Source organism: Allobosea sp., from assembly GCF_017308075.1.
GTDB lineage: Bacteria > Pseudomonadota > Alphaproteobacteria > Rhizobiales > Beijerinckiaceae > Allobosea.
Genome location: NZ_JAFKFX010000031.1, coordinates 147,975 through 162,144 on the forward strand (window position 1 = coordinate 147,975; position 14,170 = coordinate 162,144).

Sequence of the window (14,170 nt, forward strand, 5' to 3'; positions counted from 1 at the left end):
CCATGTATCACGCGATCGTCTTCCTCCCTCTGATCGGCTTCCTGATCGCCGGCCTCTTTGGCCGGCTGATCGGCGCGCGCGCGTCGGAGATCGTCACCACCGCCCTGCTGCTGGTCGCGGCGCTGCTCTCCTGGGTCGCGCTCTTCCAGGTCGGCTTCGGCTCCGGCACCACCCGCATCCAGGTCGCGACCTGGCTCGCCTCGGCCGATCTGCGCGTCGACTGGGCCTTCCGCATCGACACGCTGACCGTGGTGATGCTGGTCGTCGTCAACACCGTCTCCTCGCTCGTGCACCTCTACTCGATCGGCTACATGCACGAGGATCCGCACCGGCCGCGCTTCTTCGCCTATCTCTCGCTCTTCACCTTCGCCATGCTGATGCTGGTGACGGCCGACAACCTCGTGCAGATGTTCTTCGGCTGGGAAGGCGTCGGCCTCGCCTCCTATCTGCTGATCGGCTTCTGGTACCAGAAGCCCTCCGCGAACGCCGCGGCGATGAAGGCCTTCATCGTCAACCGCGTCGGCGATTTCGGCTTCCTGCTCGGCATCTTCCTGGTCTTCGTGCTGTTCGGCGCCGTGACCTTCGACGCCATCTTCCCGAAGGCGGGCGAACTGACCTCGCAGACCTTCCGCTTCCTCGGCTATGAGTGGAACGCCCTGACCCTGACCTGCCTGCTGCTCTTCATGGGCGCGATGGGCAAGTCGGCGCAGTTCCTTCTGCACACCTGGCTGCCGGACGCGATGGAAGGCCCGACCCCGGTTTCGGCGCTGATCCATGCCGCGACCATGGTCACCGCCGGTGTCTTCATGGTGGCGCGCCTGTCGCCGATCTTCGAATACGCCCCGGTCGCGCTGACCGTCGTCGTCGTGATCGGTGCGACGACCGCCTTCTTCGCCGCGACCGTCGGTCTCGTCCAGAACGACATCAAGCGCGTCATCGCCTATTCGACCTGCTCGCAGCTCGGCTACATGTTCGTCGCGCTCGGCGTCGGTGCCTATTCGGCCGGCATCTTCCACCTCTTCACCCACGCCTTCTTCAAGGCGCTGCTGTTCTTGGGCGCCGGCTCGGTCATCCACGCGATGCATCATGAGCAGGACATGCGCTTCATGGGCGGCCTGCGGAAGCACATCCCGCTGACCGCGGCGGCGATGACGATCGGTACGCTGGCGCTGACCGGCTTCCCCTACTTCGCCGGCTATTTCTCCAAGGACGCGATCATCGAGAGCGCCTACGCCTCGGTCGGCCATGGCGGCTTCGCCAGCTCCTATGCCTTCGTCCTGCTGGTCGTCGCCGCCCTGATGACCTCGTTCTACTCCTGGCGGCTCTATTTCATGACCTTCGAGGGCAAGCCGCGCTGGGCCGGCCACGGTCATGACGGGCATGGCCACGACGATCACGCGCATGCCGTCGACGGCAAGCATGACGATCATGCCCACGGCCACGACGATCACGGCCATGGCGACCATGCCCATACCCCGCATGAGAGCCCGCTCTCGATGCTGATCCCGCTCGCCGTGCTCTCGATCGGCGCGATCGCCGCCGGCTTCGCCTTCAAGAGCGCCTTCATCGGCGACGCCTATGACGCTTTCTGGAAGGGCGCGATCTTCACCGGCAAGGACAACCATATCCTGCACGCCATGCACGAAGTGCCGAAATGGGTGGTCTGGTCGCCCTTCTTCGCGATGCTGGTCGGCTTCCTGCTGGCGCTCTACATGTACGTGCTGCGGCCGGACGTGCCGGGCAAGCTGGCGGCCGCCAACCCCGCGCTCTACCGCTTCCTGCTCAACAAGTGGTATTTCGACGAGATCTACGACTTCCTGTTCGTGAAGCCGTCGATGTGGCTCGGGAAGTTCCTCTGGAAGAAGGGCGATGGCCTCGTCATCGACGGCATGGGCCCGGATGGTATCTCGGCCCGGGTGGTCGACGTCACCAATCGCGTCGTCCGGCTTCAGACCGGCTATCTCTATCACTATGCCTTCACCATGCTGATCGGCGTCGCCGGGCTGGTGACCTGGTATCTCCTGCGCGGGTGAGATGATGTTCGGTTTCGGTATCCTCACCGGGCTTCTGGTCCTGCCGCTGGTCGGCGCCGCCTTCATCCTGGCGCAGCGCGGCGACGAGGCCTCGGTCAGCTCGAATGCGCGCTATGCCGCGCTGATCACCACGGTCGCGACCTTCGTGCTGGCGCTCGTCGCCTGGGGCCAGTTCGACTCCGCCAATCCGGGCTTCCAGATGGTCGAGACCCATGCCTGGGTCTCGGACGTGATCAAGTTCAAGCTCGGCGTCGACGGCTTCTCCTTCCCCTTCGTGGTCCTGACCGCCTTCCTGATGCCGTTCTGCATCCTGGCCTCCTGGACCTCGGTCGAGAAGCGGGTGCGCGAGTACATGGTCGCGTTCCTGATCCTCGAGACGCTGATGATCGGCGTCTTCGTCGCGCTCGACCTCGTGCTGTTCTACCTGCTCTTCGAGGCCGGCCTGATCCCGATGTTCCTGATCATCGGCATCTGGGGCGGCAAGCGCCGGGTCTATGCCTCGTACAAGTTCTTCCTCTACACGCTGCTCGGCTCGGTGCTGATGCTGCTCGCCATCATGGCGATGTACTGGAACGCCGGCACGACCGATATTCCGACGCTGCTCAAGCATCATTTCCCGGTCTCGATGCAGCCCTGGCTCTGGCTTGCCTTCTTCGCCTCCTTCGCGGTGAAGATGCCGATGTGGCCGGTCCACACCTGGCTTCCCGACGCGCACGTCGAGGCGCCGACGGCGGGCTCGGTCATCCTGGCGGCGATCCTCCTGAAGATGGGCGGCTACGGCTTCATCCGCTTCTCTATCCCGATGTTCCCGGATGCCTCGGCGATGTTCGCGCCGCTGGTCTTCGCGCTCTCCGTCATCGCCATCGTCTACACCTCGCTGGTGGCGCTGATGCAGGAGGACATCAAGAAGCTGATCGCCTATTCCTCGGTCGCCCATATGGGCTTCGTGACGATGGGCCTGTTCACCCTGACGCCGCAGGGCATCCAGGGCGCGATGTTCCAGATGGTCAGCCACGGGCTGGTCTCGGGCGCGCTCTTCCTCTGCGTCGGCGTGATCTATGACCGCATGCACACCCGCGAGATCGCGGCCTATGGCGGGCTGGTGAACCGCATGCCGATGTACGCGGTGGTGTTCATGATCTTCACCATGGCCAATGTCGGCCTGCCCGGCACGGCCGGCTTCGTCGGCGAGTTCCTGACGCTGATGGGCGCCTTCAAGGCCAATCCCTGGGTGGCGTTCTTCGCGACCACCGGCGTGATCTTCTCGGCCGCCTATGCGCTCTGGCTCTATCGCCGGGTCGTGTTCGGCGAGCTGGTCAAGCCCGAGCTGAAGGACATCACGGACCTGAACGGCCGCGAGATCGCGATCTTCGTGCCGCTCGTCCTGCTGACGATCTGGTACGGCATCGCGCCCGGCACGATCCTCGACGCCTTCGCCGCGCCGACGGAAGCCCTGATCAAGAACTATCAAGCCGCCATCGCCGCCGCCAAGACGGCCATGCTGGTCGTACAATAAGGCTGATCGAGATGACCTTGCCCGCTCTCGGCCCTGCGCTGCCGGAAATCGTCCTCGCGATCGGCGCCATCGTCATGGTGCTCTACGGTGCCATCCAGGGCGAGCGCTCGACGCGCACGCTCGAAGTCGCGACGCTCGCTCTGCTCGCCCTTGTGCTCGTGCTGGTCTTGCGCGGCGAGGGCAAGGCGGTGACCTTCAACGGCGCCTTCGTCGTCGACGGCTTCGCCCGCTTCATGAAGGTGCTGACCCTGATCGGCGCCGGCGCCGCCGTGCTGCTTTCGGCCGATTTCCTGCGTCGCGACGGCGCGATGCGCTTTGAGTTCCCGATCCTCATCGTGCTGGCGACGATCGGCATGATGATGATGATCTCGGCCAACGACCTGATCGGCCTCTATGTCGGTCTCGAGCTGCAGTCGCTCGCGCTCTATGTCGTCGCCGCCTTCAACCGTGAGAACGAGCGTTCGACCGAGGCGGGCCTGAAGTATTTCGTCCTCGGCGCGCTCTCCTCCGGCATGCTGCTCTATGGCGCCTCGCTGGTCTACGGCTTCACCGGCACGGTGAGCTATGCCGGCATCGCCGCTGCGGTGCAGGGCGGCCATCCCGGCATCGGGCTGATCTTCGGCATCGTCTTCATCGCCGCGGGCGTCGCCTTCAAGATCTCGGCCGTGCCGTTCCATATGTGGACGCCGGATGTCTACGAGGGCGCGCCGACGCCGGTCGCCGCCTTCTTCGCCTCGGCGCCCAAGATCGCCGCGATGGCGATGACGATCCGCATCTTCGTCGGCGCCTTCCCCGGTGCGCTGCATGACTGGCAGCAGATCATCATCTTCATCTCGATCGCCTCGATGGCGCTCGGTGCCTTCGCCGCGATCGGCCAGCGCAACATCAAGCGCCTGATGGCCTATTCCTCGATCGCCAATATGGGCTATGCGCTGGTCGGGCTCGCGGCCGGCACGGTTGCCGGCGTCCAGGGCGTGATGACTTATATGGCGATCTATCTCGCCACGACGCTCGGCGCCTTCGCCTGCATCCTGATGATGCGCCGCGACGGCAAGCCAGTCGAGAACATCGACGAGCTCGCCGGCCTTTCACGCACCAATCCCTGGGTGGCCTTCGCCTTCTCGATGATGATGTTCTCGCTCGCCGGCATTCCGCCGCTCGCCGGCTTCTGGGCGAAGTGGTACGTCTTCCTCGCCGCCATCGAGGCCAAGCTCTACGTGCTCGCCGTCATCGGCGTGGTCACCAGTGTCGTCGGCGCCTATTACTATCTGCGCATCGTCAAGGTGATCTATTTCGACGACGCCAAGCCTGCCTTCGACAAGGGCGATCTGAGCGTGCGCGGCGTGCTTCTGGTCTCGACCCTGTTCGTGCTGGCGCTTTCCTTCCTGCCGGCGCCGCTGTTCAACTCGGCTGCCGCGGCTGCGAAGTCGCTGTTCTGATGCCTCTTCGTCATTCCCGGGCGCAGCGAAGCGCAGCCCCGGGAATTTCAGGACGGGTAGCCGGTTTCAGAGCTGCTCGGGCTTGGCCCGAGCATGGCGGCCTGTGAGGGCGGCATGCTGAGTGAGGCTGCCCGCGCCGCCGGTTATCGGCTGATCGTGCGCGACGAGGTTTCCTCCACCATGGAGGAGGCCCGCGCGGTTCTCGCCCAGGGCGATCCCGGCAAGCTCTGGATCGTGGCACGCAGCCAGAAGGCCGGCCGCGGCCGGCATGGCCGGCAATGGGGCTCGCCGCCAGGCAATCTCTACGCCAGCCTGCTGCTCGTGGCGCCTTGCGAGGTTGCCCTGGCGCCGCAGCTCGGCTTCGTCGCCGGGCTCGCCTTGCATGATGCCGCTGCGGCGGTGACCGGGCTCGGCTCCCCGCGCCTCGCCTTGAAATGGCCGAACGATCTCCTGATCGATCGGGCCAAGGCAGCCGGGTTGTTGCTGGAGGGCGAGAGCCGGGCAGGGCGCTTCAGCGTGATCATCGGGATCGGCGTCAACCTCGCCTCTTCGCCTCCCGATACCCCCTACGCGGCGACCCATCTTGCGGCACATGCGAGCGATGCGAGCGTCGAGCGCCTGCTCGCTGCGCTCTCCGAAGCTTGGCATAGGCGCTTCTCGGCCTGGTCCCTGCCCGGTGGGTTCGGGCCGACGCGCGCCGCCTGGCTGGAGCGCGCCGCTTTCCTCGGCGAAACCGTCACCTTGCGCCTGCCGGACGGACCGGTTTCCGGTCGTTTCCGCGGTCTCGATCCGGCCGGCCGCCTCGAACTGGAGACAGCCGGGGGGCCGCGGCTCATTGACGCCGGCGACCTCTATTTCGGCGCTGCGGCGGCCGAAGGCCGGGGATGACGATCGGCCCTACCATCCCTTGCACCCGGCGCTATGGAGGCAGGGGCGGGGGCATGCTAGAGCGGGGTTCGTTTCGAAGGATGTCCAGCCCGTCATTCCGGACAAGCGGCGAAGCCGCACCGGCCCGGAGCCATCGCAGGGTTTACCGCCTGTGCCGGGCCGGCGTTTCCTTTCACTCCGTCCGGTCTGCCGGTCGGAGGTCCTTGCCCCTTGATATGCGTCAGGATTGCCCGTGACCCGCTCCAGTGACCAGCTCGTCTTCATCCCGCTCGGAGGCCTCGGCGAGATCGGCATGAACGCCGCGCTCTACGGCTTCGGGCCGGAGGGGCGGCGCAAATGGATCCTGGTCGATTGCGGCCTGTCCTTCGCCGGCCCCGAAGTGCCCGGCGTCGATATCGTCCTGCCCGATCTGACCTATATCATCGAGGACAAGGCGAACCTGCTGGGGATCGTCATCACCCACGCCCATGAGGACCATATCGGCGCGCTCGCAGCCTTGTGGCCGGCGCTGCGCGCGCCGGTCTACTGCACGCGCTTCGCCGCGGGCCTGCTCGCGACCCGCAGGCTCTCCGAGCCCGGAGCGCCCAAGGTTCCGATTCATGTCGTGGCGCAGGGCAGCCGCATCGCGCTCGGCCCGTTCGACATCGAGTTCGTCCCGGTCGCGCATTCGATCCCCGAATCGAACGCTCTGGCCATTCGCACCCCGGTCGGCCTCGTCGTCCACACCGGCGACTGGAAGATCGATCCGACGCCGCAGGTCGGCCTGCCGACCGACGAGGCGCGGCTGCGCGCGCTCGGCGAGGAGGGCGTGCTCGCTTTGATCTGCGATTCGACCAATGTCATGCGCGACGGCATCAGCCCGAGCGAGGCCGATGTCGCCGCCAAGCTGAAGGAACTCGTGCATTCCGCGCCGAACCGCGTCGCGGTCACCACCTTCGCCTCGAATGTCGCGCGCCTGCGCGCCGTCGCCGAGGCGGCTATGGCGGACCAGCGCGAGGTCGTCGTCGTCGGCCGCGCCATGGAGCGGGTGATCGATGTCGCCCGCGAATGCGGCTATCTCGAAGGCATCCCGGCCTTCCGTTCGGCCGACACCTATGGCTACCTGCCGCGCGACAAGGTCGTGGCGCTGCTGACCGGTAGCCAGGGCGAGCCGCGCGCCGCCCTCTCGCGGATTGCCTCCGACGATCATCCCGAGATCACGCTCGGCGCGGGTGACCGTGTGATCTTCTCGTCCCGCACCATTCCCGGCAATGAGAAGGCGGTCGGCAACATCCTGAACGCGCTCGCCCGCGACAATATCGAGATCATCACCGACCGCACCCATCTCGTGCATGTCTCCGGCCATCCGCGGCGCGAGGAGATGGCGCGGCTCTATGGCTGGCTGAAGCCGCAGATCGCGATTCCGGCCCATGGCGAGGATCTGCATCTTTCCGAACACGCGACCTTTGCCCGCGGTGTCGGCGTCAGGCATGTGCTGCGGGCCGGCAATGGCGACGTGATCGGCATCTCGGCCGAAGGCGCGCGCAAGCTCACCGAGGTCCGGCATGGCCGGCTCTATCAGGACGGCATGCTGCTGGTCGGGGCGCAGGAGCGGACCGTCGCCGAACGCCGCAAGCTTTCCTTCGCCGGCATCGTTTCGGTCGCCGTCGCGCTCGACGAGAAGGGCGAGCTCGCCGGCGATCCTGAAATCGCGCTGCTCGGCCTGCCGCTGCTCGCCAAGGACGGCACGCCCTTCGACGACATCGTCGCCGACGCGGTCGAGGACCTGATCGAGGGGCTGCCGAAGGCGAAGCGCCGCGATCCCGAGGCGGTGCGCAGCGCGCTCGAGCGCGGCGTCCGCGCGGCCGTCAACGAGGAGTGGGGCAAGAAGCCGCTGGTCAACGCCCTGGTGATCGAGGTCTGACGAGTAGCGGGCGCCCGCGCGCGAATGATAGAACCCGGCGACGCGCGGGCGGCGATCGCCTCCGGGCGCCAGCTTCCCCCTTCGGCCGCGGAGACCAGCATGATCGGACGCCTCAACCACGTCGCCATCGCCGTGAAGGACCTCGCGGCCTCGACGGCGCTCTACCGTGATACGCTCGGCGCACGGGTTTCGCAGCCGCTGCCGCAGCCGGAGCATGGTGTCACCGTCGTCTTCGTCGAGCTGCCCAACACCAAGATCGAACTGCTCGAGCCGCTCGGCGCGGATTCGCCGATCGCCAAGTTCCTCGAGCGCAACGCCGATGGCGGCATCCACCACATCTGCTACGAGGTCGACGACATCCTGGCGGCCCGCGAGCGCCTGAAGGCGCAGGGCGCGCGGGTTCTGGGCTCGGGCGAGCCGCGTATCGGCGCCCATGGCAAGCCGGTGCTCTTCCTGCACCCCAAGGACTTCTGCGGCACGCTGGTCGAGCTCGAGCAGGCCTGAGCCATGAACGATTCGCCGATCACGTTCTTCGGCCAGCCGGAAGCCGGCTCGCCACGTCCCTTCAGCTTGGCGACGCGCGCCGGCGGCCTCGTCTTCGTCTCCGGCCAGTCGGCGCCGCATGACCCGGCTCGCGGCGTCGTCCGCGGCGAGACGCCGGCCCAGCAGGTGCGCGAGGCGCTCGCCTATGTCAGCCGTATCCTGGAAGAGGCCGGCAGCGGGCTCGACCGGGTCGTCCAGGTCACCATGCTGATCACCGATCCCGCCGACTATGCCGCCTGCAACGCCGAATATGTCAGGCATTTCCCGGGCGGGCTGCCGGCCCGGCATACGGCTCGCTTCGGCGTTCCGACGGAGGCCCGCGTGGCCTTTTCCTGCATCGCGCTCGCGAATGACGACAGCCTGGGAGCAAGGCCATGAGTTTGACGGCGGGGCTTGCGGTCTATTTCGTGATCTGGTGGACGGTTCTGTTCGCCGTGCTGCCATTCGGCGTGCACAGCCAGGCCGAGGCCGGGCCGGTCAGCGACGGCACCGATCCGGGCGCTCCGCAGGCACCGCTGCTCGCGAAAAAAGCGCTGGCGACGACCGTAATCGCCGCGATCATCTTCGCCGGCGTCTGGTATCTCTGGGCAGTACTGGATCTCTGAGGCGCGGAGGGGCCGAGGAGCTCGAGCCGTGGCCGAAAGCCGAAGTGGAGAGCCGGAAGAAGCACCAAAAACAAAAGGCAAGGCCGAAGCCTTGCCTTTGAAGTTTGTTTTTTACCGCAGTATCGGCGCGCGGTTGCAGCAAGCGCAGCTCATATACCAAACGGACGTTTATTCCTCCCAAGACCTGGCCCGCTGCGCCCGAAGCTTGATCAGGCGCGCCCAGCGTCCAAGAGTTAGCCGATCAAGATCGCTATGTCACCCGTTTAGGCACGGCTGGCCTCAATTTTTCGCAAAATTATTCTGGTTTGATCTTGTGCAGTGCAACATTGTGCTCACCCGCCGCATTTGGCGCCTTGTTCCGGCCAAAGGATGCCGGTACCTGCCTGTTTCGTAGAGCTGCCGGGCGTCCCGGCGGCCAGGAGACGCTCCATGCTTCGCCCTATCCTCACCGCTCTGGCGCTTTCCGCTTCCATTGGCCTCGCCCAGGCCCAGGCGCCCGACCCGCAGAATACGATCGTGCTCGAAACCAAGGACGGCAAGGTCACCATCCGGCTGCGTCCGGATCTTGCGCCCAAGCATGTCGCGCAGATCAAGACGCTGACCAAGCGCGGTTTCTATGACGGCATCGTCTTCCACCGCGTCATCGACGGCTTCATGGCCCAGACCGGCGATCCGAAGGGCAATGGCACCGGCGGCTCCGACCTGCCGAACATCCCGGCCGAATTCACACCGACGCCCTACAAGGTCGGTTCGGTCGGCATGGCCCGCTCGCAGAGCCCCGATTCCGCCAACTCCCAGTTCTTCATCTGCTTCGAGGGCTGCGGTTCCCTGACCGGCCAGTACACCCTGTTCGGCGAGGTCGTCTCGGGCATGGATGTCGTCCGCAAGATCAAGAAGGGCAGCTCCGCGAACAACGGCGCCGTCAACGCTCCGGACAAGATCGTCCGCATGCGTCTGCTCGCCGACGCCAAGTAGACCGTCGATGCGCGTGCGCCTGCCCGTTCTGGCGCTTCTGCTGCTGGCCTCCGCCGGCAGCTCGCCAGTTCCGGCGCAGGACACGCGCGATCTCGGCCTGCCGCCGGCTTCAGGCTATCAGAACCCGGTTCTGCCTCCGCCTTCCGGCTTCCAGAACCCGGTTCTGCCACCGCCGACCGGCCAGCGCTACATGCCCGGCATCGGCGGGCCCTTCGGCGAGGGAGACTATCGCCGCGCTGTGCCTCCGCCGCCTCCGGCCAGCAATCGCGACGTGATCGGCACGGTTTCGCCGGACACGGCCGCGCTCGGCAGCGAGACGCTCGACAGGCTCGACCAGATCGGCCCGGCCCTGAGACGCTGCTGGCAGCCGCCGGCGGCGGAAGAGGGGCCTGACGGCTTTGGCCGCGCCACCGTGCGCTTCAGCCTGCGCCGCGACGGGACGCTGTTCGGCCAGCCGCGCGTCACCTGGGAGGCGCGCCGGGCGTCGCCAGCGTTGCGCGAGCGCTTCGGCAGCTCGCTGATCGCCGCCGTGCGCGAATGCACGCCGATGAGGTTGTCGCCCGGCCTCGGAGGGAGTATCGCAGGCCGACCGATCACCATCCGCTTCCACGGCCGCGCGCCGTCTAACCAGAGAGCAGTCTGATGTCGCTCGACCCCGAGAACACCCTCGTCATGGAGACCACCAAGGGCCGCGTAGTCATCAAGCTGCGCCCCGATCTCGCGCCCGGCCATGTCGAGCGCCTGAAGCTGCTCGCGCGCGAGGGCTTCTATGACGGCATCGTCTTCCATCGCGTCATCGACGGCTTCATGGCCCAGGTCGGCTGCCCGCACGGCACCGGCACCGGCGGTTCGAGCTATCCGGACCTGAAGGCCGAGTTCAACGCCGAGCCGCATGTCCGCGGCATCTGCTCGATGGCCCGTGCCCAGAACCCGAACTCGGCCAACAGCCAGTTCTTCATCGTCTTCGACGACGCCCGCTTCCTCGACAAGCAGTACACGGTCTGGGGCCAAGTCGTGGAAGGCATGGAGAATGTCGACAAGATCAAGCGCGGCGAGCCGGTGCGCGATCCCGATACGATCGTCTCCATGAAGGTGATGGCTGACGCCTGAGCCTGAACGGCGCGGGCGAGCCGCATCGTGGACGTCGGTCTCTTCGACTTCGACCTGCCGGAGGAGCGGATCGCGCTGCGACCCGCCAATCCGCGCGATTCGGCCCGTCTGCTCGTCATCCGCCCCGAGTCTGGCGGCGTCTTCGAGGATCGCGGCGTGCGCGACCTCGTCGATCTGCTGCGGCCGGGTGATGCGCTCGTCCTCAACGACACGCGCGTCATCCCCTCGCGCCTCTATGGCCGCCGCTATCGCGGCGAGGTCTCGGCGCGGGTGGAAATCATGCTGCACAAGCGGGTCGACAGCGAGCGCTGGCTCGCCTTCGCCCGCCCCGCCAAGAAGATCGCGATCGGCGAAACCATCCTCTTCGGTGACGACAGCGCCAGCAATATTTGCGAGCTCGGCCGGCTCCAGGCCGAAATCACCGGCAAGGGCGAGGGCGGCGAGGTCGAGTTACGTTTCGCTTTCTCGGGAGCGGCGCTCGACGAGGCGATCGTCAGGCTCGGCGAATTGCCGCTACCGCCCTATATTGCCGGCAAGCGCCCGACAGATTTCGCCGACACCCGCGACTACCAGACGACCTATGCCCGGGAGGAAGGCGCGGTCGCAGCGCCGACGGCTGGGCTGCACTTCACCCCGGACCTGTTCGCGGCGCTGGATAAGCGCGGCGTCTCGCGCCACTTCGTCACGCTCCATGTCGGTGCCGGCACCTTCCTGCCGGTCAAGGCCGAGGATACCGACGAGCACCGCATGCATGCCGAATGGGGCACGGTCGACGCCGCGACGGCGGCGGCCCTGAATGCCACGCATGCCGCGGGCGGGCGCATCGTCGCGGTCGGCACGACCTCGCTGCGCCTGCTCGAAAGCGCGACCGGCGAGGACGGGATCATAAGGCCCTTCTCGGGGGATACCGCGATCTTCATCACGCCGGGCTATCGCTTCCGCGCCGTCGACCTGCTGGTCACGAATTTCCACCTGCCGCGCTCGACGCTGTTCATGCTCGTTTCCGCCTTCTGCGGACTCGAGGTGATGAAACGCGCCTATGCTCATGCGATCGCGGAAAAATACCGCTTCTACTCCTATGGCGATTCCTCGCTGCTGGAGCGGGCCGGCTGAGGCTTCGGCCCAGAAGCGACGCGGTCCGACCGGGCCGGATGCGCCGCGATCTTCACACCATCGACAAGGCTGTTGTCGGCCGCCCGGAACCCGCAAGGCTCGGGTCCCGGGCGACCATCGCTTATTTCGAGTTGGTGATCGTCCGGAATTCCGGCTCGGGGATGAAGCCGTCGCGGTTGGGCATCATCACCTTGGGCAGGCTGTCCTTGTCGAGCTTGCCGGTCTCCGGAAGCAGTCCGTTCAGGCTGAGGATATAGGCCGTGACGGCGTAGGTCTCGTCGACGCCGAGGGTGCCGGGGGCCTGGTAGGGCATGGCCCGACGGACATAGTCGAACAGCGTGGTGGAGTAGGGCCAGAAGCTGCCGACGGTCTTGACCGGCCGGGCCGATGTCAGCGTGCCCTGGCCACCGACCAGACGGTCCTTGATGCCACCCTGGCCGTTGACGCCATGGCAGGCGACGCAGTTCTCCTCATAGATCGTCTTGCCATCGAGGACAGTGCCGCTGCCGGCCGGCAGGCCCTTGCCGTCGGGCCTGACATCGATATCCCAGAGCTTTATCTCTTCCGGAGTGGCCGGGCGCCCGAAATCATAGGCGAACGCGGTTGCCGTGAAGCAGCCGGCGAGAATCGAGCCGGCGAGCAGGGCCTTAAGCGAGGACATTGCGCACCATCCCTTTTTCGTCGATGCTCCAGCTCTGCTGGGCGTTGTAGTGAAACAGCGCGTTCGTCCCCATCCGCTCGATCACCGCCTTGCGATCGGGCTGGACATTGCCTTTGTCGTCGGTCGACCGGCTGACGATCTTGGTGGGCTTGCCGTCCCACACCCAATCCATCTGGAAGCGGGCCTGTGCCTTTGGCAGCACGGGATGGTTGAGCTGTGCGGCTTTCCACGACCGGCCGCCATCCGTGCTGATCTCGACGCCGCTTATCGCGCCATAGCCGCTCCAGGCCAGGCCGGTGATGCGGTTGTAGCCCGGCTTGATCTGCATCATCCCCGAAGGCGCAGTGATGACCGAATTGACCTCCTGCACCAGCTGGAACTGGCGGGCCTTGCCATTGGCCAAAAGCTGGGTGTAGCGGGCGGTTTCCCAGCGGGTCATGAAGGGCTGGTCGCCGAATTTCAGGCGTCGCAGCCATTTGATGCTGAGATTGCCTTCCCAGCCCGGGATCAGGAGCCGCAGCGGAAAACCATGGGCCGGCCGCAGCGGTTCGCCGTTCTGGCCATAGGCGATGATCGCCTCGGCCATGACCTCGTCGGTCAGCGGAATACTGCGAGCAACGCCGGCGGCGTCACCGCCTTCGGCCAGCATCCAGATCGAGCTGCGCTCCTTGCCGATCAGGTCGATCAGGAAGGACAGCGGTACACCGGTCCATTCATGGGTGCTGATCAGGCCGTGCGTGTTCTGCACGGTCAGGTTCTGGTCCGCCGACTTCCAGTTTTCCCAGCCATTGCCGGTGCATTCGAGGAAGGCGATCCGCGACACCGACGGCATTGCCTTGATGTCGTCCATGGTCAGGACCAGCGATTTCTTCGCCATGCCGTGGATGAGCAACCGGTGCTTGGCCGGGTCGAGGCTGGGTATGCCGGCATGGCTGCGCTCATAATGCAGATCCGACGGGGTGACGGAGCCCATCAGCTTGTGCAGCGGCGTCTTAGAGTTGATCGCATCCGTCGGGTCGACGTTCCGCATTCCGGGGCCGGCCTCCGGAATGCGGCTGATCGCGACATATTGCGAGCGCGCGCTGCTGCCCGAGAGCGGCTCTCCGACCTCGCGTGCCGGAACGTTGGCAAGCGTGTCGGCATAGGCTCGTCCTGCCGCCGCAGCTCCCGCGACGCCGGCCGTGGCGGTCAGGAAGCGCCGTCGGGAAACCGGCTCCCTTTGCCGAGGCGCGCTCGAGATATCCTGTGTCACAGCCATGTCCTCCCAACCCTTTTCATTTTCTGGTTTCGCCGGCGGCGTGCCATGCGGACTGGACTGGGAGCGGCGCTTGCTCCCGCGACCCGCTTTGCGGCGGGGACCAGCCTTGCGTCCGCTGCCGCCGGA

The 14,170-nt window shown here is 66.3% G+C and carries 14 protein-coding genes; 12 read left to right on the forward strand and 2 right to left on the reverse strand.

The window, feature by feature from the left end; all coding sequences use genetic code 11:
- Positions 1 to 2 precede the first annotated feature (2 nt).
- The 12 genes from nuoL (at position 3) to queA (ending at position 12,125) form a co-directional block, all read left to right on the forward strand.
- A complete protein-coding gene (gene nuoL / locus J0J10_RS14345) occupies positions 3 to 2,033 on the forward strand; it encodes an NADH-quinone oxidoreductase subunit L (RefSeq protein WP_291647155.1) in 2,031 nt (676 codons plus the stop codon).
- A 4-nt stretch (positions 2,034 to 2,037) separates the two neighbouring features.
- Complete coding sequence (locus tag J0J10_RS14350; RefSeq protein WP_291637318.1) at positions 2,038 to 3,549, forward strand: NADH-quinone oxidoreductase subunit M; 1,512 nt, start codon at positions 2,038 to 2,040, stop codon at positions 3,547 to 3,549.
- 11 nt (positions 3,550 to 3,560) lie between these two features.
- Positions 3,561 to 4,988 (forward strand): NADH-quinone oxidoreductase subunit NuoN, encoded by a 1,428-nt coding sequence (gene nuoN / locus J0J10_RS14355; protein WP_465247206.1) that lies wholly within the window; start codon positions 3,561 to 3,563, stop codon positions 4,986 to 4,988.
- Positions 4,989 to 5,102: 114 nt separating this feature from the next.
- Positions 5,103 to 5,876: a biotin--[acetyl-CoA-carboxylase] ligase gene (locus J0J10_RS14360; RefSeq protein WP_291647156.1), complete on the forward strand. Its 774-nt coding sequence runs from the start codon at positions 5,103 to 5,105 to the stop codon at positions 5,874 to 5,876.
- A 232-nt stretch (positions 5,877 to 6,108) separates the two neighbouring features.
- On the forward strand, positions 6,109 to 7,779 hold the full coding sequence (locus J0J10_RS14365) for a ribonuclease J (RefSeq protein WP_291647157.1): 1,671 nt from the start codon (positions 6,109 to 6,111) through the stop codon (positions 7,777 to 7,779).
- 99 nt (positions 7,780 to 7,878) lie between these two features.
- A complete protein-coding gene (gene mce / locus J0J10_RS14370) occupies positions 7,879 to 8,283 on the forward strand; it encodes a methylmalonyl-CoA epimerase (RefSeq protein ID WP_291647158.1) in 405 nt (134 codons plus the stop codon).
- Positions 8,284 to 8,286: 3 nt separating this feature from the next.
- Positions 8,287 to 8,700, forward strand: a complete 414-nt coding sequence (locus J0J10_RS14375; RefSeq protein ID WP_291647159.1) for a RidA family protein — start codon at positions 8,287 to 8,289, stop codon at positions 8,698 to 8,700.
- On the forward strand, positions 8,697 to 8,927 hold the full coding sequence (locus J0J10_RS14380) for a DUF1467 family protein (protein WP_291637328.1): 231 nt from the start codon (positions 8,697 to 8,699) through the stop codon (positions 8,925 to 8,927). Before J0J10_RS14375 ends, J0J10_RS14380 begins: the two co-directional genes overlap by 4 nt.
- Before the next feature lie 429 nt (positions 8,928 to 9,356).
- Positions 9,357 to 9,902 (forward strand): peptidylprolyl isomerase, encoded by a 546-nt coding sequence (locus J0J10_RS14385; RefSeq protein WP_291637332.1) that lies wholly within the window; start codon positions 9,357 to 9,359, stop codon positions 9,900 to 9,902.
- 7 nt (positions 9,903 to 9,909) lie between these two features.
- A complete protein-coding gene (locus J0J10_RS14390; RefSeq protein WP_291647160.1) occupies positions 9,910 to 10,545 on the forward strand; it encodes a hypothetical protein in 636 nt (211 codons plus the stop codon).
- Entirely contained in the window at positions 10,545 to 11,012 is a 468-nt protein-coding gene (locus J0J10_RS14395; protein WP_066475452.1) for a peptidylprolyl isomerase, read from the forward strand. The genes J0J10_RS14390 and J0J10_RS14395 overlap by 1 nt, the downstream gene beginning before the upstream one ends.
- Before the next feature lie 27 nt (positions 11,013 to 11,039).
- The gene (gene queA / locus J0J10_RS14400) at positions 11,040 to 12,125 is read left to right on the forward strand and encodes a tRNA preQ1(34) S-adenosylmethionine ribosyltransferase-isomerase QueA (RefSeq protein WP_291647161.1); all 1,086 of its coding nucleotides are present in this window, start codon (positions 11,040 to 11,042) and stop codon (positions 12,123 to 12,125) included.
- 121 nt (positions 12,126 to 12,246) lie between these two features.
- Here the strand turns inward: queA and J0J10_RS14405 are convergent, their stop codons facing one another.
- Together J0J10_RS14405 and soxC are read right to left on the reverse strand one after the other, a co-directional pair.
- Entirely contained in the window at positions 12,247 to 12,786 is a 540-nt protein-coding gene (locus tag J0J10_RS14405) for a c-type cytochrome (RefSeq protein ID WP_291647162.1), read from the reverse strand.
- Positions 12,773 to 14,038, reverse strand: a complete 1,266-nt coding sequence (gene soxC / locus J0J10_RS14410) for a sulfite dehydrogenase (protein ID WP_291647163.1) — start codon at positions 14,036 to 14,038, stop codon at positions 12,773 to 12,775. The genes J0J10_RS14405 and soxC overlap by 14 nt, the downstream gene beginning before the upstream one ends.
- Positions 14,039 to 14,170 lie beyond the last annotated feature (132 nt).

Bases quoted from the DNA above. Each gene is read 5' to 3' on its own strand.
- nuoL (WP_291647155.1), top strand. From the start codon at position 3: ATGTATCACGCGATCGTCTTCCTCCCTCTGATCGGCTTCCTGATCGCC.
- J0J10_RS14350 (WP_291637318.1), top strand. From the start codon at position 2,038: ATGTTCGGTTTCGGTATCCTCACCGGGCTTCTGGTCCTGCCGCTGGTC.
- J0J10_RS14380 (WP_291637328.1), top strand. From the start codon at position 8,697: ATGAGTTTGACGGCGGGGCTTGCGGTCTATTTCGTGATCTGGTGGACG.
- J0J10_RS14395 (WP_066475452.1), top strand. From the start codon at position 10,545: ATGTCGCTCGACCCCGAGAACACCCTCGTCATGGAGACCACCAAGGGC.
- J0J10_RS14390 (WP_291647160.1), top strand. From the start codon at position 9,910: ATGCGCGTGCGCCTGCCCGTTCTGGCGCTTCTGCTGCTGGCCTCCGCC.
- mce (WP_291647158.1), top strand. From the start codon at position 7,879: ATGATCGGACGCCTCAACCACGTCGCCATCGCCGTGAAGGACCTCGCG.
- J0J10_RS14360 (WP_291647156.1), top strand. From the start codon at position 5,103: ATGCTGAGTGAGGCTGCCCGCGCCGCCGGTTATCGGCTGATCGTGCGC.
- J0J10_RS14405 (WP_291647162.1), bottom strand. From the start codon at position 12,786: ATGTCCTCGCTTAAGGCCCTGCTCGCCGGCTCGATTCTCGCCGGCTGC.
- nuoN (WP_465247206.1), top strand. From the start codon at position 3,561: ATGACCTTGCCCGCTCTCGGCCCTGCGCTGCCGGAAATCGTCCTCGCG.
- J0J10_RS14375 (WP_291647159.1), top strand. From the start codon at position 8,287: ATGAACGATTCGCCGATCACGTTCTTCGGCCAGCCGGAAGCCGGCTCG.
- J0J10_RS14385 (WP_291637332.1), top strand. From the start codon at position 9,357: ATGCTTCGCCCTATCCTCACCGCTCTGGCGCTTTCCGCTTCCATTGGC.